The sequence below is a fragment of the Geothermobacter hydrogeniphilus genome (assembly GCF_002093115.1).
Classification (GTDB): Bacteria; Desulfobacterota; Desulfuromonadia; order Desulfuromonadales; family Geothermobacteraceae; genus Geothermobacter_A; species Geothermobacter_A hydrogeniphilus.
In genome coordinates, this window is record NZ_NAAD01000013.1 from 32,100 (window position 1) to 52,505 (window position 20,406).

The 20,406-nt window shown below is 58.1% G+C and carries 18 protein-coding genes; 2 read left to right on the plus strand and 16 right to left on the minus strand.

The window, feature by feature from the left end; all coding sequences use genetic code 11:
- Window positions 1-97 precede the first annotated feature (97 nt).
- The 10 genes from B5V00_RS10825 to B5V00_RS10870 form a co-directional block, all read right to left on the minus strand.
- Window positions 98-763: an ABC transporter ATP-binding protein gene (locus B5V00_RS10825; protein ID WP_085010816.1), complete on the minus strand. Its 666-nt coding sequence runs from the start codon at window positions 761-763 to the stop codon at window positions 98-100.
- A 162-nt stretch (window positions 764-925) separates the two neighbouring features.
- Complete coding sequence (locus B5V00_RS10830; protein WP_085010817.1) at window positions 926-2,176, minus strand: lipoprotein-releasing ABC transporter permease subunit; 1,251 nt, start codon at window positions 2,174-2,176, stop codon at window positions 926-928.
- 36 nt (window positions 2,177-2,212) lie between these two features.
- Window positions 2,213-3,697: a lysine--tRNA ligase gene (lysS, locus tag B5V00_RS10835; protein WP_085010818.1), complete on the minus strand. Its 1,485-nt coding sequence runs from the start codon at window positions 3,695-3,697 to the stop codon at window positions 2,213-2,215.
- 200 nt (window positions 3,698-3,897) lie between these two features.
- Window positions 3,898-4,996, minus strand: a protein-coding gene (gene prfB / locus B5V00_RS10840) for a peptide chain release factor 2 (protein ID WP_139800744.1) whose coding sequence is annotated in 2 segments (ribosomal slippage) — window positions 3,898-4,926 and window positions 4,928-4,996 — 1,098 coding nt in all. Because the reading frame shifts where the segments join, the coding sequence is not laid out codon by codon here.
- A gap of 121 nt (window positions 4,997-5,117) precedes the next feature.
- The gene (gene lnt, locus B5V00_RS10845) at window positions 5,118-6,656 is read right to left on the minus strand and encodes an apolipoprotein N-acyltransferase (RefSeq protein ID WP_085010819.1); all 1,539 of its coding nucleotides are present in this window, start codon (window positions 6,654-6,656) and stop codon (window positions 5,118-5,120) included.
- A gap of 2 nt (window positions 6,657-6,658) precedes the next feature.
- Window positions 6,659-7,528 carry a hemolysin family protein gene (locus B5V00_RS10850; RefSeq protein ID WP_085010897.1) on the minus strand — a complete coding sequence of 290 codons (870 nt, stop codon included), beginning with the start codon at window positions 7,526-7,528 and terminating at the stop codon, window positions 6,659-6,661.
- A 53-nt stretch (window positions 7,529-7,581) separates the two neighbouring features.
- A complete protein-coding gene (locus B5V00_RS10855) occupies window positions 7,582-8,292 on the minus strand; it encodes a diacylglycerol kinase (protein ID WP_245803951.1) in 711 nt (236 codons plus the stop codon).
- Window positions 8,289-8,657, minus strand: coding sequence for an rRNA maturation RNase YbeY (ybeY, locus tag B5V00_RS10860; RefSeq protein WP_245803952.1), 369 nt, complete (start codon window positions 8,655-8,657; stop codon window positions 8,289-8,291). The genes B5V00_RS10855 and ybeY overlap by 4 nt, the downstream gene beginning before the upstream one ends.
- A complete protein-coding gene (locus tag B5V00_RS10865) occupies window positions 8,644-10,986 on the minus strand; it encodes an HD family phosphohydrolase (RefSeq protein WP_245803953.1) in 2,343 nt (780 codons plus the stop codon). Before B5V00_RS10865 ends, ybeY begins: the two co-directional genes overlap by 14 nt.
- Before the next feature lie 25 nt (window positions 10,987-11,011).
- Entirely contained in the window at window positions 11,012-12,019 is a 1,008-nt protein-coding gene (locus tag B5V00_RS10870) for a PhoH family protein (RefSeq protein WP_085010899.1), read from the minus strand.
- A gap of 220 nt (window positions 12,020-12,239) precedes the next feature.
- Between B5V00_RS10870 and eno the strand changes: the two genes are divergently transcribed.
- A complete protein-coding gene (eno, locus tag B5V00_RS10875; protein ID WP_085010822.1) occupies window positions 12,240-13,532 on the plus strand; it encodes a phosphopyruvate hydratase in 1,293 nt (430 codons plus the stop codon).
- Between the two features lie 95 nt (window positions 13,533-13,627).
- On the opposite strand, the gene B5V00_RS10880 is transcribed toward eno, so the two are convergent.
- The 6 genes from B5V00_RS10880 to B5V00_RS10905 form a co-directional block, all read right to left on the minus strand.
- Window positions 13,628-14,008, minus strand: coding sequence for a hypothetical protein (locus tag B5V00_RS10880; RefSeq protein ID WP_085010823.1), 381 nt, complete (start codon window positions 14,006-14,008; stop codon window positions 13,628-13,630).
- Window positions 14,009-14,060: 52 nt separating this feature from the next.
- Window positions 14,061-14,381 (minus strand): TFIIB-type zinc ribbon-containing protein, encoded by a 321-nt coding sequence (locus tag B5V00_RS10885; RefSeq protein WP_085010824.1) that lies wholly within the window; start codon window positions 14,379-14,381, stop codon window positions 14,061-14,063.
- Window positions 14,382-14,458: 77 nt separating this feature from the next.
- A complete protein-coding gene (locus tag B5V00_RS10890; protein WP_085010825.1) occupies window positions 14,459-15,394 on the minus strand; it encodes a hypothetical protein in 936 nt (311 codons plus the stop codon).
- A gap of 67 nt (window positions 15,395-15,461) precedes the next feature.
- Entirely contained in the window at window positions 15,462-16,214 is a 753-nt protein-coding gene (locus tag B5V00_RS10895; RefSeq protein ID WP_085010900.1) for a succinate dehydrogenase/fumarate reductase iron-sulfur subunit, read from the minus strand.
- Between the two features lie 14 nt (window positions 16,215-16,228).
- A complete protein-coding gene (locus B5V00_RS10900) occupies window positions 16,229-18,142 on the minus strand; it encodes a fumarate reductase/succinate dehydrogenase flavoprotein subunit (protein ID WP_085010826.1) in 1,914 nt (637 codons plus the stop codon).
- A gap of 12 nt (window positions 18,143-18,154) precedes the next feature.
- Entirely contained in the window at window positions 18,155-18,829 is a 675-nt protein-coding gene (locus B5V00_RS10905; RefSeq protein ID WP_085010827.1) for a succinate dehydrogenase cytochrome b subunit, read from the minus strand.
- A 455-nt stretch (window positions 18,830-19,284) separates the two neighbouring features.
- Here B5V00_RS10905 and tgt point away from each other — a divergent pair, with 455 nt between their 5' ends.
- The gene (tgt, locus tag B5V00_RS10910) at window positions 19,285-20,400 is read left to right on the plus strand and encodes a tRNA guanosine(34) transglycosylase Tgt (protein WP_085010828.1); all 1,116 of its coding nucleotides are present in this window, start codon (window positions 19,285-19,287) and stop codon (window positions 20,398-20,400) included.
- Window positions 20,401-20,406 lie beyond the last annotated feature (6 nt).

Sequence of the window (20,406 nt, forward strand, 5' to 3'; positions counted from 1 at the left end):
ATTGAGATTGTCCCCGCATCGGCAGCGAATTCACAGATCCGCACTGCCCACAAAATGGGTCATTATAGGAAACGGCCCCGAGGGGTGTAAACCCTTTTCACCCCGAAATTTCCCCATCTTCAATATGCACGATACGATCAAGACGCTGTGCGAGCCGACTGCTGTGCGTTACGATAACCATGGTCAGGTTATGTCGTTCATGCAGTTCATTGAGAAGACGGAAAATCCCGTCACTGGTTTTCGAATCAAGGTTTCCCGTGGGCTCGTCGGCCAGCAGCACCTCCGGAGCCATCACCAGGGCCCTGGCAATCGCAACGCGCTGCTGTTCTCCGCCCGACAGCTGCCCGGGTTTGTGGCCGAGACGATGGGCCAGTCCGACCTCTTCAAGCAGGGCCCGCGCCGCAACAATGCCTTCGCTGCGCGAAGCACCGCCGATCAGGGCCGGCATCATCACATTTTCCAGGGCGTCGAATTCAGGCAGCAGCTGATGAAACTGAAAAACAAAACCGACGGTGCGATTGCGGAACGCGTCCAGCGCCGTCCCGCGCAGCCGGTAGAGATCCTGCCCGGCAAAATGGACCGTTCCTGACGTGGGACGATCAAGACCGCCGAGAATATGCATCAGGGTGGTCTTGCCGGCTCCCGATGAACCGACCACGGCGAGGCGTTCACCCCGTCCGACCCGCATATCGATACCGCGCAGAACTTCAACCACGCCGTCATCGGTACGGTATTCTTTTTTCAGTCCGCCGACCTCAATCATTGCGCCCGCCTGTCAGGGTATTGAAAAAGTCGAGTTCCCCGGGCTGAGCAAAAATGCCCAGATGCAAGGCGTCCGTACCCCCGCGGAATAAGGCGCACCGAAAGGTACGTCGTTGACGCGGGGGTAGGACAACGCAGCAGATGGACGTTTTTCCTCAGCACGCTATTCATAACGCAGAGCCTCGGCCGGATCCATCCGCGCCGCCTGCCAGGCCGGGTAGATGGTCGCCAGCAGGCAGATGGTCAATGCCACACCGACGACCGTTATCACATCCCCGCTGTTGACCACGGAAGGAAAATGGTCCATGCCGTAAACCGACTGGTCAAAAATCTTCACTCCCAGAGTTCGCTCCAGCCACTTGATGATCGGATCGGCATTCTTGGCCAGCACGACTCCCAGGGCCGCCCCGAGACCGGTTCCTAGGACACCGATCACCAGTCCCTCGAACAGGAAAATCTTCATGATGCTTCGCGAGGTGGCGCCCATAGAACGCAGGATCGCAATGTCCTTGCTCTTTTCCATCACCACCATGATCAGGGTGGTGGCAATATTGAAGGCGGCAACCAGCACGATGATGCCGAGGACAATAAACAATCCGAGTTTTTCCAGCTTCAGGGCCGAGAGAAACGAGCCGAACATATCCTCCCAGGAGCGAATCACGTAGGGAAAATGGTATTCACCCCGCAGTTGCGCGGCAACCGGGCGGGCCTGGTCAAAGCCGTCAACCTCGACTTCAATACCGCTGACCTGACCTTCACTGTCGAAAAAGGACTGTGCCTGCGCCATGTCGATATAGGCGTAGAACGTGTCAAGAAACCCGCCGCCCTGCCGGAAAATGCCGACGATGCGAAAGGGCTTCATCTTGGGGATCATACCGAACGGCGTAATGGTGAACATCGGCGGGATGACATTCACCGAATCGCCGATGGCCACACCGAGACTGGTGGCGGTATCGAGCCCGATCACGATGCCGGGCAACTTTCCGTTTCGTTCGAAAAGCAGCTCGCTGACCGGTTTATGGTCGATACTGAGAAATTTCTGGTTGAGAATCTTGTGCCCCGGTTCGATCCCCTTGACATTGACCGCGGCCACATTCCGGCGCGACAACAGCATCGCCTCCTTGGCGACAAAGGGCGCAACCGACGTAACATGAGGAGAGGTCCGGACCTGTTTTATGATCTGCTGATAATCACTCAGACCGCCGCCCTGGCGTTGAATCAGCACATGTGGAATGTTGCCGAGAATCTGCTGGCGGACACCATCATGAAAACCGGTCATGACCGCCAGGACCACGATCAGCGCGGCAACCCCCAAGGTCACCCCGGCAATCGAAATGAAGGAGATGATCGAGATAAAGGTCTGTTTACGTTTGGCCCGCAGGTAGCGCAGGCTGACAAACCATTCGTAGGCCATGGCGATAAAAAAGAAGGTCAGGCGCGGAACGCCCGCCTACCTGGTTTCCTTGCGTAATAGGGGGAACAGGATGACGTCGCGGATCGAGGCGGCATCCGTCAGCAACATCACCAGCCGATCAATACCGATCCCCTCCCCGGCCGTCGGCGGCAGTCCGTATTCGAGGGCCCGCACATAGTCTTCATCCATGGCGTGGGCTTCTTCATCCCCCGCTTCCTTCTCCTGCAACTGTTTCTCAAATCGCTGCTTCTGGTCAATCGGGTCATTCAACTCGGAAAAAGCGTTGGCCAGTTCCCGACCGACAACGAACAGCTCAAAACGATCGACAACATCGGGGTTGTCGTCGTTCTTGCGCGACAACGGCGAAATCTCGGTCGGATATTCAGTGATAAAGGTCGGTTGCCAGAGGTTCGGTTCGACAACCTCGTCGAAGATTTCGGCCAACAGCTTGCCATGCCCGATCGGCCCATCGAATTCAAGACCACATTTTGCCGCGTAGGCCAGGCACTGGTCATAATCATTCAGGACCTCAAGACTGACATCGCCATACTTGCAGATCGATTCACGGACCGTGAGCCGGTCCCAGGGGGGCGTCAGATCGACGTCCCGGCCCCCGTAGGAGATCTTCAGCCCTCCGCAGATCGTTTCAGCCAGATGGCAGATCAACTCCTCGGTCATGTCCATCAGGTCGTGATAGGTGGCGAAGGCCTGATAAAACTCCATCATGGTGAATTCGGGATTGTGCTGGATGGAGATGCCTTCGTTGCGGAAGTTGCGATTGATTTCAAAAACCCGTTCGAAGCCGCCGACCACCAGCCGCTTCAGGTAGAGTTCAGGGGCGATGCGCAGGAAAAGGTCCATGTTCAACGCATTGTGATGCGTCACGAAAGGTTTCGCCGTTGCCCCGCCGGCGATCGGCTGCATCATCGGCGTTTCGACTTCAAGAAATTCCCGGTCAACCATGAACTGGCGGATCAGAGCAATGATCCGGCTGCGGTTGCGGAAATTCTCCTTGACATCGGCATTGACCATCAGGTCGAGATAACGCTGCCGATAGCGAGTTTCGACATCCGTCAGACCGTGCCATTTCTCCGGCAACGGCAACAGGGATTTGGTCAGCAGCCGCAACGAAGAGGCCCGCAGGGAAAGTTCACCGGTTTTGGTCCGGAAAGGTCGACCGACGACACCGACAATGTCTCCGAGATCAAGCTTACGGAAGAGTTCGAAGTTTTCCTCCCCCAGGCCGGCCTTGTTGACATAGACCTGCAGCCGGCCGCTGCGATCCTGGATCTGGATGAAAGCCGCCTTGCCGAAATCGCGCCGCGCCATGATCCGACCGCCGACGGCATAGTCAACCGACTTCTCCTCCAGCATCTCGGCCGTGTCTTCGGCATGCAAAGTGGCAACATCGGCCGCCGTGTGGCTGACCTCGAAACCGTTGGCATAGGGATTGATCCCCGCGGCCCTCAATTCTTCGACTTTCGCCAGCCGCTGGCCGCGAATATCGCCTGTTTCTTCCATCGTCTGAACTGCCTTTCAAAAACGTTTTACCCGAACCCGCGACTCATGCCGGACAAAAAGCGCAAAATCTGGACATGAGTTGTACAGTCCACCGGCAACGAACTTGCTGATTCAGGGTTTTGTACAAGCCAGCGAGTTTATATATCCAGCCTTGACAAGTCAAGAAAATCAACGGTTTTCAGCAGGCCCCAGGTGTTCTGTCAACCCTTCTGGCTGAGCAGGTAGGCCTCGATGAACTTGTCGAGGTCGCCGTCGAGAACCGCGTCGGTATTGCCGACTTCGTAGTTGGTGCGATGATCCTTGACCATCCGGTAGGGATGCAGCACATAGGAACGGATCTGGCTGCCCCAGGCGATCTCTTTTTTATCTCCCGCCAGGGCAGCGGCCTCTTCTTCCTTTTTCCGCAGCTCCATTTCGAACAGCCGGGCCTTGAGCTGTTTCAGGGCAATCGCGCGATTCTTGTGCTGGGAACGTTCGTTCTGGCAGGCAACGACGATTCCGGTCGGGACATGGGTGATGCGGATCGCCGAATCGGTCTTGTTGATATGCTGCCCGCCGGCGCCGCTGGCCCGGAAGGTGTCGACCTTGAGGTCCTTCTCCTGGATGTCAACTTCGACTTCATCGGTCAACTCCGGAAAGACGAAAACCGAGCAGAAGGACGTGTGGCGGCGGGCGTTGGAGTCATAAGGAGAGATCCGTACCAGGCGGTGGATACCCTTCTCCGCCCGCAGCCAGCCGTAGGCGTAATCTCCCTCAACGGTAAAGGTCACCCCCTTGACGCCGGCCTCTTCGCCCGGCTGGTAATCGGTGATTTCAGTCTTGAAACCGCGCCGTTCGCAGAAGCGCAGGAACATGCGCAGCACCATTTCCGCCCAGTCCTGGGCCTCGGTGCCGCCGGCGCCGGCATTGATGCTGACGATGGCGTTGTTGGCGTCATATTCGCCGCTGAGCATGCGGGCGAACTCCATCTGCCCGACTTTTTTTTCGAGGTCCGGCAACAGCCCGCGAATTTCGTCACGAGTCGCCTCGTCTTCCCCCTCTTCACCCAGTTCGCAGAGTATCAGCAGGTCATCGAGTTCCCGGCTGCATTCCTGCCAGGTTTCGACCGTCTTCTGCAATCCGTTGCGCTCCCTGAGGATCTCCTGGGCCTGCTCGCCGCGGTCCCAGAAATCGGGTTGGGCCATCTCGGCGTCGAGTTCCAGCAATCTTTCCTGCTTGCTGTCGACGTCAAAGATACCTCCTCAGCTCGACGAGCTTTTCCTTCAGATTCTGCAGTTGTTCTTTTTCTTCACGAAACATGAATAACCTCGCACAATGTGGCGGCCGGGCCGGCGCCGTACCATAGATGACAATTTCCCGGCGGGAGGCGCGATTATAGCCCCCCTCCGTTCCGGGAGCAAGCACCGTAAACCGGATTCCTTCATTCCCCGGAAAGCTGCCCCCGGAAACGGCGGCAGGGTCGCAGCCGGGCGGCAAATCCGAGCAGCACCGCGATCAGCAGGCAACCCTGCGGAAGCAGATCGCCGATCCGTCGATAGAGAGACACCCCGGCACCGGGATAAACCTTCCCGACCAGCAGGGCCGGTTTAAAGAGGGGGGTCTGCTGCCTGATCTCACCCAACGGAGAGATCAGCGCAGAGATGCCGGTATTGGCGGCACGGGCGATCCAGACCCGGTTTTCCACGGCACGCACGGCACTCATTTCCAGCAGCTGCCAGGGCGCCGAAGAACGGCCGAACCAGGCGTCGTTGGTGATATTGACCAGCAGGTCGCTGCCGCTGTTGACGTAATCGCGGGCCAACTCCGGAAAGATCGCCTCGTAACAGACCAGCACGCCGAGCCGGTGTCCGTTCATAACCAGCGGCTCGACCCGTCCCGGTGAAAAATCACCGATGCCGACCACCAGTTTGTCAATAAAAGGAAAAAGCCACTTCAGGGGAACGTATTCACCGAAGGGAACCAGATGCACCTTGTCACTGCGCCCGAGCTGTCTACCGTCCGCATTCAACAGATAGGCGCTGTTGAGGTAACGCACCTTTCCTTCCTGGCGCAGGTAGGCCGGACTGCCGAAGAGAAGAAAACCTTTGAGTCTGCGAGCCGCCTGCTGAACTTCACGTTGTTCCTGCCCCGGTTCCTGATAATAGAAGGGTACGGCACTCTCGGGCCAGATCACCAGATCGGCCCCCGCGGCAGCGGCCCTGGCGGTCAATTCCCGGTAGGTCCGCAGCGTCCACTGGCGAAAAGCGGGATCCCACTTGACCGCCTGGTCAATGTTGCCCTGCGCCAGGCCGATGGTCAGGGGCTTTCCGGCAACCGGCCGCTGATCCAGCCGCCATCCGCCGTAACAGAGCGCGGCGATCACCAGTACTGCGGTCAGACCGGCGGCGAATAACGGTCTGCGCCGTTCTCCCCTTCCGGCCCACACTAATCCCGCCAGCGACGCGTTGGCCAGCACCAGCAGGAAGCTGAGGCCGTAAACGCCGAACAGATCGGCACTTTGCAACAACGTGGTGAATGGCTGCTGGGAATAGCCGAGCAAGGCCCAGGGGAAACCACTCAGCAGATGGCCTCTCAGATACTCAAGACCAGTCCAGAGCAGCGGCAGACTGAACACATGCGGAAGCCCCAACCGTTCCCGCAACTTGCAGCTTCCCCACCAGGCCAGTCCCCAGTAAAGGGACAGGTAGGCGACCAGCAGCAGGTAAGCCGCCATCGAGAGGAGAGGCTCCAACCGGCCGTAGGTGGTCATGACGATATTCAGCCAGTAAAGAACCAGGGCGAAAAAACCGCAGCCGGCCAGCCAGCCGTTGCGGAAGGGGCGGCGTTCCCCGGTCAACAACAACGGCAACAGCCCGAACCAGGCGACAACAAACCAGGACGGTCGGGGGAAGGCAAGTGCCGACACCAGACCGGATGCCAGGGCGCACAGGGTATCCCGACGGGGAAAACGCAGCACCATGATCAGTCCTCAGCCTCGTCCTCGGCTTCGTCCCGCCCGGTGACAACCAGCCGAACCTTGCTGATCCGACGTTCATCAGCTTCAAGAACCGTCATCTGCAATCCGGCATCCTCAATCGTTTCACCGACCACCGGGACATGACCGAAAAGATGGCAGAGATAGCCGCCGAGAGTATCGATCTCCTCACTGTCGATCAGTGGCCGATCGAGATGTTCCTCAAGTTCGGACAGGCTGAGGCGGGCGTCAACCAGATAGCTGTCCGGTCCCTCGACAGAGAAAAGACTCTCCTCCAGGTCATATTCATCCTGGATGTCACCGACGATCTCCTCGATCAGATCCTCAATGGTGATCAGCCCGGAAGTCCCGCCGAACTCATCGACGGCAATCGCCATGTGTATGCGCCGGCTCTTGAAATCCTTGAGCAGTTCTTCGATTTTCTTGGTTTCCGGAACAAAAAACGGAGCGCGCATCTGCTGACGGATGCTCAACCCGTCCGGGGCCCTGCCCCAGTAACGCAACAGGTCCTTGGCGTAGATGACGCCGACAATGCGGTCTGTGGTCCCTTCGAAAATCGGAAAACGGGAGTGCCCGGAACGGATGATGATCTGCAGCAGGTCTTCCATGCTGGCGTCGACCGGACAACAGACCATATCGGTTCGCGGCACCATCACCTCGCGAACAATGGTTTCACCAAATTCAAAAATCGAAGCGAGCATTTCGCTCTCTTCCTCATTGATGATCCCGTCCTCTTCCGATTCTTCGATAATCGCCTGCAGATCCTCCTCCGAAAGAGCCCGGCGCCGCCCGCCGAAAAACCGTCGCCAACCGGAAAAGAAAGATTTTTTCTGTCCTGATGGTTGTTCCTCGTCCAAACGATCCTCCGTTTTTTCCAGAAAACCCGGGATCAGTGAACCCGATGACCGGTTCACAAAATCAGGTGAATCAGAAGCGTTATCGCCACACCGATGGCAGCGCCGACCAGAACTTCACGCAGGCTGTGAATCTTCATCAGCAGGCGGCTGTGGCTGACCATGGTCGCCAGCAAAAGCGCCATCACCACGATGACCAGACTGACATCGGTGACGGCAATCGAGGTCGCGATCGAAAACGCGACCGCCGCGTGACCGCTCGGCATGCCGCCATGCAATGGGGTCCCGCCGGCGAAACGGGCCTTGAGCAGAACCACCAGGATCGTCACCGCGAGTACGGCGATAACACTCACTTCGCCGGGAGGATGACGCAACAGGTTCAGTCCCTTGCTCAACGGCGGCAACAGGTACTGGGAAAGCGCCAGGTAACCCATCACCGCCGCGCCGATACTGGCAATCAGCACCGATCCGGCGGCAACATCCTTGGCACGCTTGGCCAGGGGATGATAATCGGGAGAGATCATATCGACCACCACCTCGACGGCAGTGTTGATGATCTCGGCAAACAGCACCAGGATGATGGCAAAAACCAGCAGGATCAGTTCCAGCACCGAAACCCGGAAAAACAGCGCCACCAGCAGCACGCAGATACTGCCGAGAAAGTGCCACCGCAGGTGCGGCTGACTTTTAACCGCCCAGAGGATGCCTTCAATGGCGCAGTTGACGCTCTCCAGCCAGTTGCCCGGCTTGATCGGCTGCCGGCTCACGTCGGCAGGAATTCCGCTTTGATCAGGGCGAAGATTTCCTGCTCGCGTTCCTCCATGCGCCGGGCCTCCTCTTCACCGCTGCGTTCATGGTCGTAACCGACCAGGTGCAGAATACCGTGCAGCAGCAGAAAATAGAGTTCATCGCGATAGCCGATCCCGGCTTCGGCCGCGTCACGAGCCGCCGTTTCGGTTGAAATAACCACATCGCCGAGCAGATCAGCGCTGTTTTCGGGGCCATCCCCTTCGCGCATGGCGAAGGAAATGACATTGGTCGACCGGTCGCGCTGCAGGTAGTCACGGTTGATCTCGCGGATGTGCTCATCGTCAACCAGCAGAATGGACAATTCGGCGTCAGGACATGCCAAGACGCTTAAGATCCTCTGCGCTACCCTTTCGAGCATGACCGGATCGGTCTGCTGATTCCTGGCCTGATTCTCTATCTGTATGGTCGCCATTTTTTTTCTTCGTCTGGTCCTTTTCCTTGTGAACCGGCTCGGGATAATCAATACGATAATGGAAGATTCCCGCCAGAATGCGGTTGAAACTCTTGGCGATGTTGTGCAGGTCTTTCAGCGTCAGTTCACACTCATCAAGCTGGCCGTCGATAAAGATATTGTTGATGATCTTCTGCACCATTCCCTGGATCCGGGCCGGGGTCGGGTCGGCCAGGGTCCTGCCGGCGGCCTCGACCGCGTCGGCCAGCATGATCAGGGCCGCTTCGCGGGTCTGCGGCTTGGGGCCCGGGTAGCGGTAATCTCTTTCATCGACCTGCTGCACATCGGGATCCTGCTGATTTTTGGCCTTGTCATAGAAAAACTTCATCAGCGCCGTACCGTGATGCTGGCGGAGAATATCGATCAGGGCATCCCCCAGCCGGTTCTCACGTGCCAGCTCGACGCCGTCCTTGACATGCGCCATCAGCACCAGGGCACTCATCGACGGCGTCAACTTGTCATGCCGGTTTTCGCTGCCACTCTGGTTTTCAACGAAATAAAGCGGTTTTTTGATCTTGCCGATATCATGATAGTAAGCCGCCACCCTGGCCAGCAGCGGATTGGCGCGAATCGCTTCGGCACCGGCTTCGGCAAGGTTGCCGACGACGATCGAATGGTGATAGGTCCCCGGCGCCTGGACCATCAACTGTCTCAGCACCGGGGTGTTGAGATTGGCCAGCTCCAGCAGTTTGATATCGGTCGTATACTTGAAGACGGTTTCAACCAGGGGAACCGCGGCAGTAACGACGATCGCCGAGAAAATTCCGCCGCCGAAAGCGAAACCGAGCTTGTAGAGCAGCTGCAGATCAAGCTGATGACCTCCCAGTAGATGCAGACCGACCACGGTCGCCATGTTGATCAGCGAGAGATGCCAGCCTGCCCGATAAAGCGTCGACCGTTCGTTGCAGTGGCGCACCCAGTGCGCACCGGTCAACGAACCGACCAGGGTAAAAAGGGACAGGAAAAGGCTGTTGCCGAACATGAATCCGACGACCAGCGCGATCAGGGCGGCGAAAACCAGCGCGATTTCCGAGTTGAGGACAATCCGCACCACCATCGCACCGGCGGCAAACGGAAAGAGATAGAAAAAACTGCTCGATTCAATCATCGGAAACGCGGTATCGACCGCGGCAACGATAAAAATCGAGAGTTTGATCAGCACCATCAGGCCGATGAAGGTTGTCACCAGGAAAAAGAGGTCTCGTGATTTCAACCGGTATTTGCTGATGTTGCGTTCCGCGTAATTGTTGCAGACGATCAACAGCAGGAAGATCGTCAACAACAGGCCGGTTGCCAGAGGGAGGCGTCCCTGATCCTTGTTCAGGGCCCGCACCGCAGTCAGCTTTTTGACCTGATCGGCACTGACCCGGGCCCCCTCGCGGACAATCATCTCCCCCTTCTTGACCTGGGAAAGAATCGGTTGAACCGCTTCAGCAGCAAGCCGTTTGCGTTCCTCGGTGGCATTCTTGTTAAAAGTCAGATTCGGCCGGGCCAACCGACCGAGCAGGTCGGCCAGAACCTTGCCGTTGCTCTTCTTGAGACCGGCAACGCCCTTCACGGCGGCAAGAATCCGGTTACGCAGTTCTCCGACCCCGACCACGGTGGTCAGATCCGCCAGCTCGGTTTCACTGTTGCTGACCAGGTTGCGAACCATCACCCCGCGACTGCGATCCTGCTGAAAAAGGCGCAGATTGGCAACCGCCTTGGTCTTGAGGGCCTTGACCAGCCCCTGCTGCAAAGCGGCATGGATTTCTTCCTGTGACGCCAGCGCCACCAGGGTCTTGAATTCCTTCTCCTCAAGATTGACCCCGAGAATTTTTTCAACCTCGGGCTGCAGGCTGCCGGGAGCCAGGTTATCCTGCGGACCACCCTTTAAAAGAATAAAAACCTGGCCAAGACGATCCGCCAGTCCCCGCCCGACAGAGGGGTCATAATCATACAGCGGCAACACCGCCTGCTGCGCCTCGCGGCGTTTCTTTTCTGTCAGTTCGAGATCCGGGATCAACAGATCCCGCGGCGCCTTGATATCCCGCGATGCGATATCGCCCGGTGCGTAATGCGCCGGCGCCCCCCCGCCCTTGGGAATGATAATCAGGGTCAGCAGCAGAGCGAGAATCGCCAGCAGGACCAGCGACTGGTTGTGCGACGGAACCTCCCGCAGGGTAGCGGACACGCCATTGTCACGCGTCTTCTTCCTCACGGGTGTTTCCGGTTTGCGTTCCGGATTAGTCATGGTGAACCTGTTTCATCCTTGGCTGTGCCCGTTTTGGCAGTCGTGCGGCACGCTCGTAGGCCTGCACGATGGTCTGCACGATCGGATGCCGGACCACATCCTGATCGGAAAAGGTCGTGATTTCAATGCCCTGAACGCCCCTGAGAATCTGTATCGCCTCAAGCAGTCCCGAAGCACGCCCGGAGGGCAGATCGATCTGAGTGATATCGCCGGTCACAACAGCCTTGCTGCCGAATCCAAGACGAGTCAGAAACATTTTCATCTGTTCCGTGGTGGTATTCTGCGCCTCGTCGAGAATAACAAAAGCATCGTTGAGGGTGCGACCGCGCATGAAAGCCAGGGGAGCAACCTCGACGATTCCTTCCTCGACCAGCTCCTGTCCGCGGGTCAGCTCGACCATGTCGTACAGCGCGTCGTACAGCGGCCGCAGGTAGGGATTGACTTTCTCGGCGATATCCCCCGGCAGGAAACCGAGTTTCTCGCCCGCCTCCACCGCCGGCCGCACCAGCAGAATACGGCTGACTTCCTTGCGCATCAGGGCGGCAACGGCCATCGCCATCGCCAGGTAGGTCTTGCCGGTTCCGGCCGGACCGACACCGAAAACCACGTCATACTCGCGAATGGCATCAATATAATTTTTCTGCGCCAGGCTTTTCGGCGTAATGATCTTCTTGCGCGCCGAAACATAGATGGTATCGAGGAAAATATCCTTCAACCGGGTGCGGGAATCGGCAGACAGGATGCGAATGGCATAATCGATATCCTGCGGATAGAGGGGGTATCCCTGCCGGAGCAGGTCGGTCAGTTCCTCGAACAACCGCCGCGCCAGTTCAATCCGACAGCGATCTCCACGGAAATGAAGAATCGTTCCTTTTGAGCCGATCCGCAGATCCAGCAGCCGTTCCACCAGCTTGAGATGACGATTCTGACGTCCGAACAGACGTGAAGCCAACTCGGGATCAGGCGCTTCAAAACGATTGGAATGATCACCTTCGTTCAAGTAAAAACCACCTTTGACGACAGTCGGAACCAGGGTCCGCCGGCGACTGAGGGCCGACACCGGCCAAGAGACAAATAAATATCATTCCAGGTTCAGAAAAGCAACGCTGTTGCCTGTTCTCCGGCGACAGGAAAAACCCTTCCCAAATCAAATCCTTATGATATAAATAGGACCGGCCGTTTCGGCCCAAACTTCCAATCCCATCGCCAAGGGGGCAAAAATGAGCGAAATTATTGATGTTTACGCCCGTGAAATCCTTGATTCGCGCGGCAACCCGACCGTTGAAGTTGAAGTTTTCCTCGAAAGCGGCGCCATGGGCCGGGCGGCAGTTCCGAGCGGCGCCTCGACCGGCGAACGAGAGGCCCTGGAACTGCGCGACGGCGACACGTCACGCTACCTCGGCAAGGGCGTTCTCAAGGCCGTCGAAAATATCAACGAAATCATCGCCGACGCCCTGGTCGGCTGGGAAGCGTCGGATCAGGTCGGCATCGACCGCAAGCTGATCGAGCTGGACGGCACCGAATACAAGAGCAACCTCGGCGCCAACGCTACCCTCGGGGCCTCACTGGCCTGTGCCAAGGCGGCCGCCGAAGAAGCCGGGCTGCCCCTCTACCAGTACATCGGCGGCGCCAACGCCAAGGAACTGCCGTTGCCGCAGATGAACATTCTCAATGGCGGCGAGCACGCCGACAACAACGTCGACATTCAGGAATTCATGATTCTGCCGGCCGGCGCCACTTCCTTCAAAGAGGCCCTGCGGATGGGCGCCGAGATCTTTCACCGGCTGAAAAAGGTCCTGAAGGACAAAGGCTACAACACCTCCGTCGGCGACGAAGGTGGATTCGCCCCGAACCTGGCCAGTAACGAGGAAGCCCTGCAGGTGATTGTCGAAGCGATCGAGGCTGCCGGTTACAAACCCGGGGAAGATGTCCTGCTGGCCCTCGATGTCGCCGCTTCGGAAATCTACGAAGACGGCAAATACAACTTCGCCAACGAAGAGAACGCCATCAAGACTGCAGAACAGGTGGTTGACTTTTACGAAGATCTGGTCAACCGCTACCCGATCATTTCGATCGAAGACGGCATGGCGGAAAATGACTGGGACGGCTGGAAACTTCTAACCGAGCGGCTTGGGGAACGCATTCAGCTGGTCGGCGACGACCTGTTCGTCACCAACACCCGCATCATCAGGGAAGGGATCGAGAAAAACATCACCAACTCGGTCCTGATCAAGCTCAACCAGATCGGCACCCTGACCGAAACCCTTGAAGCGATCGAGATGGCCAAACGCGCCGGTTACACCGCGGTTGTCTCTCACCGCAGCGGCGAGACCGAAGACACCACCATCGCCGACCTGGTGGTCGCCACCAACGCCGGCCAGATCAAGACCGGCTCTCTCTGCCGTACCGACCGGATCTGCAAATACAACCAGTTGCTGCGTATCGAGGACGAACTCGACAAGGTTGCGGTCTTCAACGGCAAAGATGTTTTCTATAACCTGCGCAACCGGTAAACCTCCGGGCAGGACCCATAAAAAATGCCCCCGGTTGACAGGCCGGGGGCATTTTTATTGGACCAGATGCAGCTCTGATTCGGGGCGGATCCACGTCATCCCGAAGGATAGAGCCGATAACTGCCTTTTTCTTTTTCCCGGCGCAGACGACCGTCACCTTCCATGCTGCGCAGCAGTTGCTGCAGTTTCCGACGCGGCAGTTCGGCAAACCGGTCATACAGGTCCGTCTGCAGCAATCCGGGTTCGGCAGAGACAATATCCTGAATCCGTTGTTCGACATCAGCCTCCTCCGGGGGTTCCTGGGACCGGATCTCCGAAGCCTCTTCCGCTGCCGCCACCTCACCCCGTTCAGCGGCGGCGACCTGTTCTTCGGCCATCTCCCGCCGGATATCCTGCTCGATGTCGAGCAGACGACGGTAAAACCACCCTCCGGCGAGAATCAGAATCACCAGAATCAGAAACAACCAGAAACCCATCACAAGCTCCTCCCATCAGGGCGATACCACGGACATCATGACCGCCGCGACACTATTCGGCAAGTTTCTCGGGATAATCATCGGCAGCATTGAACCACTGGTCAAACCAGTTGCGATGATCCTTTCCGGAAAGAATCTGGAGATCATTGGGCCCCAGCCAGATGCCGCCGCAACCGGGACATTTGTCAAGGGGAACCCCGCGAAAGGTCATCGCCTCAATCATCTCTCCACACTTGGGACAGCGACCACGGCAGAGGTCATGAATCAGCTCTTCGCGCGCGTCCTTCTGCATTTTGCGGATTTTTTCTTTTTCCTGGCGATAGATGTATTCGTTTTCCAAGGCCTTTTCACGTTCTTTCCAGATATCGACCATTCGTCACCCCCTTGATTTTACAAGCCTTTTCTCCATTATACCGGGCAATCGGAGGGCCGCAACAGTTGCCGGAGAATTCAACGGCACTTCCAGGCGCCGCCGCCATAGGAAGCTCCCTTGCCGAGATTAAGCAATTGACCGACGACAAACAGAGGACGAAGTTCCTCCCGCCATGGATCCGGCAGGTCGATCTCCCCTGCCAGGCCGCCAAGGTCCTGAGTTGAATACCCCTTGTCAAGGGTTCGCCAATCCTGCCAACGCAGACGAAGTGCCCCTTCATCCACCACGGCGAAGTGCGCAAGCAGTTCAGCGGGGTTCGGGACAACCTCCACTCCGCACCAGGCAACGCACATGCCGGTCAGACGGCGTAAAAAAAAGGGAAGCAGGTCGGTATGGTTCGGGGCAAACAACGGCCGGCCACGAACCAGCAACCGGGCCGGAGAAAGGAATGTCAGGGACGCGTTGCAACGCTGCGATTCGACCAGGTCAATCGCCTGAAGAATGGGCAGTTCGGGTTCGACTTCAGGACCGTCTCCAAATTCAAGATCATGCCAGGTGTCACCGGGACGCAGGGCCGCGACCCGGGAAACGCTGAAAACACCCTCCCGGCAGTGGATACCGATCCCGCCCAGGGTCAATAACAGCCTGTAGAAGGATCCGATCAATTGTCTTCCCTCCCCCCAGAAGACCACATCGAGAGGGAAAAGATCCCCCGCTGAGAGGACCGCGGGCAGGTTTCCGGGCAGCTGAATGACAAAGGGGGGCGGATAAAACGGGAATGCCTTGCGTGTCCGGGGATCCGGATTTCGGCAAGGCGTGAACAACAGGTCCAGCTGCGCCTGCAGCTTCTCCTCCTGACAACACCCGACGAGAATTTTGCAGGCCGTTTTCAATTCGCGGCGCAACTGCAGCAACACGTCCGGCCCCAGCTCAAAATCACTGTCGAATTCGAGTTGAAAACGCACATGGACGTAGTCAACCTGCCTCAGGGCCTGGGTATCGAACCATTCCATCGCGTCAGACTAACAAAAAAAGGGCGGATCCGAAAGGACCCGCCCATAAAAGCTGGATACAGAGGAGTTAATCCTGGGCGCCTTTCGGCAGCGCCTTGATCAGCTCCTTGTTCAGGTACGAGATAAAAGCGGTCTTGACCCCTTTCGGGCAGGCGGCTTCACACTCGTAGTGGTTGGTGCAGTTACCGAAACCTTCGAGGTCATGGGCGGCAATCATTGCCTTGACCCGGCGGGCGCCTTCCGGCTTACCCTGCGGCAGCATATTCAGGTGCGCCACCTTGGCGGCGGTAAAGAGCATCCCCGAGGCATTCGGGCAGGCGGCGACACAGGCGCCGCAGCCGATGCACTCGGCAGCATCCATGGCCCGGTCGAGCTGCCATTTCGGAATCGGGTGATCGTTGGCATCCGGAGCCCCGCCGCAGGTGATCGAGGTATAGCCATAGGCCTGCATGATGCGGTCGAAGGCACCGCGATCAACCATCAGGTCCTTCTCAATCGGAAAGGCCTTCGAGCGCCAGGGCTCGATGAAGATGGTGTCGCCATCGTTGAAACGACGCATGTGCAGCTGGCAGACGGTGACCAGCTCTTCAGGACCGTGGGGGACACCGTTGATCACCTGGGAACACATGCCGCAGATGCCCTCACGACAATCGTGATCGAAGACGATCGGCTCGATCCCCTGCTTGATCAGCTGCTCGTTGGTCACGTCGAGCATTTCGAGAAAAGACATGTCCGGAGAAATACCTTTGGTCTCGTAACGCTCCATTTTTCCGGGTGCTTTGGCATTGGCCTGCCGCCACACGTACAGCGTAAGATTCATCGTTTTCTCGGACATTATTTGTAACTCCTCTGGGCAAGATGGATATTTTCAAACTTGAGGGGCTCCTTATGCAGCTCAGGAGCCTTCCCTTCGCCCTTGTACTCCCAGGCGGCGACGTAAGCGTAATTCTCGTCGTCGCGCAACGCCTCGCCTTCTTCGGTCTGGCTCTCGACCCGGAAGTGGCCGCCGCAGGATTCCTTGCGGTTGAGGGCGTCAAATGCCAGCACCTCGGCAAACTCGAGGAAGTCGGCAACGCGGCCGGCGTTCTCCAGCTGCTGGTTGACCTCTTTGTCGTTGCCGACACACTTGAGGTTCTGCCAGAATTCTTCACGCAGCTTGGGAATTTCGGTCAGAGCCTTCTTCAGGCTCTCTTCCGAACGGGCCATGCCGACGTTGTCCCACATGATCCTGCCCAGCTCGCGATGGAACTCGAACGGGGTCTTGTTGCCCTTGATCGAACGCAGTTTCTCGATCTGCGCCTCAACTTCGGCTTTCGACTCCTTGAAGGCGTCGTGATCAGTGGTGACCGCGCCCGGGGTGGTCGAGGCAAGGTAGGGACCGATGGTGTAGGGAATGACAAAGTAGCCGTCGGAGAGTCCCTGCATCAGCGCCGAAGCGCCGAGACGGTTGGCACCGTGGACCGAGAAGTTGGCCTCGCCGAGGACGAACAGTCCCGGGATATTGCTCTGCAACTCATAGTCAACCCAGAGGCCGCCCATGGCGTAGTGCGGAGCCGGGTAGATACGCATCGGCGTCTTGTAGGCATCCTCGTCAGTGATCTTCTCGTACATCTGGAACAGGTTGCCGTAGCGCTCGCGGATCGCCTTTTCGCCGTCACGCTTGATGGCATCGGCGAAATCGAGGTTGACCGCGTAACCCGAAGCCCCGACCCCTTTGCCGGCATCGGCCTGCAGCTTGGCGTTACGGGAGGCAACGTCACGCGGCACCAGGTTGCCGAAGGAGGGATACTTGGTTTCGAGGTAGTAGTCGCGCTCGTCCTCGGGAATCTCATTGGCCGGACGCTTGTCGCCAGCCTTCTTCGGCACCCAGACGCGGCCGTCGTTCCGCAGCGACTCGGACATCAGGGTCAGTTTCGACTGATGGTCACCGGTCACCGGAATGCAGGTCGGGTGAATCTGGGTGTAGCAGGGGTTGGCGAAGAATGCGCCCTTCTTGGCCGCCTTCCAGTTCGCCGTAACACTGGACCCCATGGCATTGGTCGACAGGTAGAAGACGTTGACGTAGCCGCCGGTTGCCAGCACCACGGCGTCGCCCCAGTGGGATTCGATCTCGCCGGTGATCAGGTTGCGGCAGGTAATTCCCTTGGCGTGGCCGTCAACCACCACCAGGTCGAGCATCTCGCGACGGTTGTGAATCTTGACCTTGCCGGCCTTCACCTGGCGGGAAAGGGACTGGTAGGCGCCGATCAGCAGCTGCTGGCCGGTCTGGCCGCGGGCGTAGAAAGTCCGGGAAACCTGGGCGCCGCCGAAGGAACGGTTGACCAGGTAACCGGCGTAGTCGCGGGCAAAGGGGACACCCTGCGCGACACACTGGTCGATAATGTTGTTCGACACCTGGGCGAGACGCCAGACATCGGCCTCGCGGGCACGGAAGTCACCGCCCTTGATGGTGTCGTAGAAGAGCCGGCGGATGCTGTCGCCGTCGTTCGGATAGGCCTTGGCCGCGTTGATGCCGCCCTGAGCGGCGATCGAATGGGCGCGGCGGGCGCTGTCCTGGTAGCAGAAACATTCGACATTGTAGCCGAGTTCACCCAGGGTGGCCGCGCCGGCACCGCCGCCGAGACCAGTTCCCACCATCAGGATCTTGTATTTACGTTTATTGGCCGGGTTCACCAGCTTCATGTCAAAGCGGTGACGATCCCAGGAAGTTTCAATAGGCCCTGTAGGGCATTTGCCGTCGAGAATCACTGTATGTACCCCCTAGAGTTTGACAATGCCGACCATGATAAGGACGGGAATGGAGATGAAGCCGATGGAAACCACCAGGGCAAGGAATTTGCCGACCGCCTGGTATTTCGGCTGAACACATTCGTTGCTCAGCCCCAGGGTCTGCAGAAAACTCTGGAAGCCGTGGCTGACATGGAAGAACAGCAGGATCATGGCGGCCACGTAGACGAGAACATTGATCGCCTTGCCGAACCCGGTCACGACCATGGTGTAGACATCGAAATGCTCACCCATATAGGCCTTGGCGAGTTGATCGACATTGTCGACACCGACGTGCAGGGTGAAGTGCAGCACGTGATAGATGACAAAGGCCAGCAGCACCAGTCCGCTGATAATCATGGTCTTGGCGGCGAAGGTGGTGACGAGGTTCTTTTTCTGCTGGTAGTCGACCGGACGGGCCGCCCGGTTTTCCAGAGTCAGCTGGATGCCGAACCAGACATGCAGCACAAAAACCACCAGCATCACCAGGCGCACGACCCACAGCAACGGGCCGAGATCCCTCAGGTGAACAGCGTAGGCGTTGATGCCTTCCGGGCCGACGAAAATCGACATATTGCCGAGCACGTGGCCAAGGATGAAGAGGACCAGGATCGCCCCGGTCACGGCCATGGTGAGCTTTCTGCCCACGGAACTTTTCAGCATACTCATGTTTAATCCCTCAAAGTAGTGAAGTGAACTAAAGAATCAGGGGAACGAGACACCAGCCTCGCCGCCTCCCTGCAACGGCGATGGCACTGAGGCTGGACAGTTGGAACGGGGTGGACCTCTCCATTCGATCACAGATTGCATTTGACAAACCCCCTGTATCAAGAGTTAAAAAGGTTGAAAAAGGAACAAAAAATGCAGGAACCGGACAGTCGCTTCAAGGTCCGGTTCAGCCCGCCCTACATACCACTCGAAACGTATACATGTCAACTGAAAACATGCACACTGTATACAATGTTTCAAACTTTGTTCTTCTCCGTCAAGGGCCCATTTCATGCGGGTTTGAATGCCTGTTGAGGGGCGATAAAAAGAGCCGGTAATGCTTGTCGATATCGCCGTTTTCTGGTAAAAGAAGAGGCCTTTTCAATGCCCGCAATTCAACCGAAAGAGACCGACTGATGTTTCCCTTCGAGCTTCTCGCCAACGATACTGGCAGCCGTGCCCGGCGCGGTCGTCTGACCACCCCGCACGGGGTTATTGAAACACCGATTTTCATGCCGGTCGGCACCCACGGCGCCCTCAAGGCGATGACCCCCGACCAGGTCGATGCCGCCGGCGCGCAGATCATCCTCGCCAACACCTACCACCTGCACCTGAAACCGGGGGAAGGACTGGTGGAAAAAGCCGGCGGCCTGCACCGCTTCATGAACTGGGACAAGCCGATTCTCACCGACAGCGGCGGTTTTCAGGTCTTTTCCCTGCCGAAGAAACAGATCGGCGAAGACGGGGTCACCTTCCGCAACGAGGTGACCGGAGAACAGACCTTTCTCGGCCCGAAAGAGGCGATCGCCATCGAAAACGCCCTCGGCGCCGACATCATCATGGCCTTCGATGAGTGTATCCCCTACCCGTCCAGCCACGACTATGCCGCCCAGTCGATTAAAAAGACCCTGCGCTGGGCCGAATCCTGCCGCAAAGCCCACCGTCGCGAGGACCAGGCACTGTTCGGCATCGTCCAGGGCAGCGTCTACCAGGATCTGCGCCGCGAATGCGCCGAGCAGCTCGCGGCGATGGATTTTCCCGGCTACGCGGTCGGCGGCGTCAGCGTCGGCGAGGGGCTGGAACTGCTGAAGCAGGTGGTCGAGTTCACCGAGCCCTTCCTGCCGGAAGATAAACCCCGTTACCTGATGGGGGTCGGTCTGCCGGAGGATATCCTCGAAAGCATCGAGCGCGGCATGGACATGTTCGACTGCGTAATCCCGACCCGTTACGCCCGCAGCGCCACCCTCTTTACCCGACGCGGCAAGCTGCGCCTGACCAACCGCAGGTTCCGGCGTGACTTCTACCCGGTCGACACCTCCTGCGACTGCTACTGCTGCCGCAATTTCACCCGCGCCTACCTGCACCACCTGTTCAATGCCAACGAGGTGCTCTCGGCGACCCTGTCGGCGATCCACAACGTCCACTTCTACCTGACCATGGTGGCGGAAGCACGCCGGGCGATCGAGCGGAACGACTTCGTCGCCTTCAAGAAAGCGTTTCTCGAAGAGTACGGATTCTATCGCCAGGGCTGAGCGGAA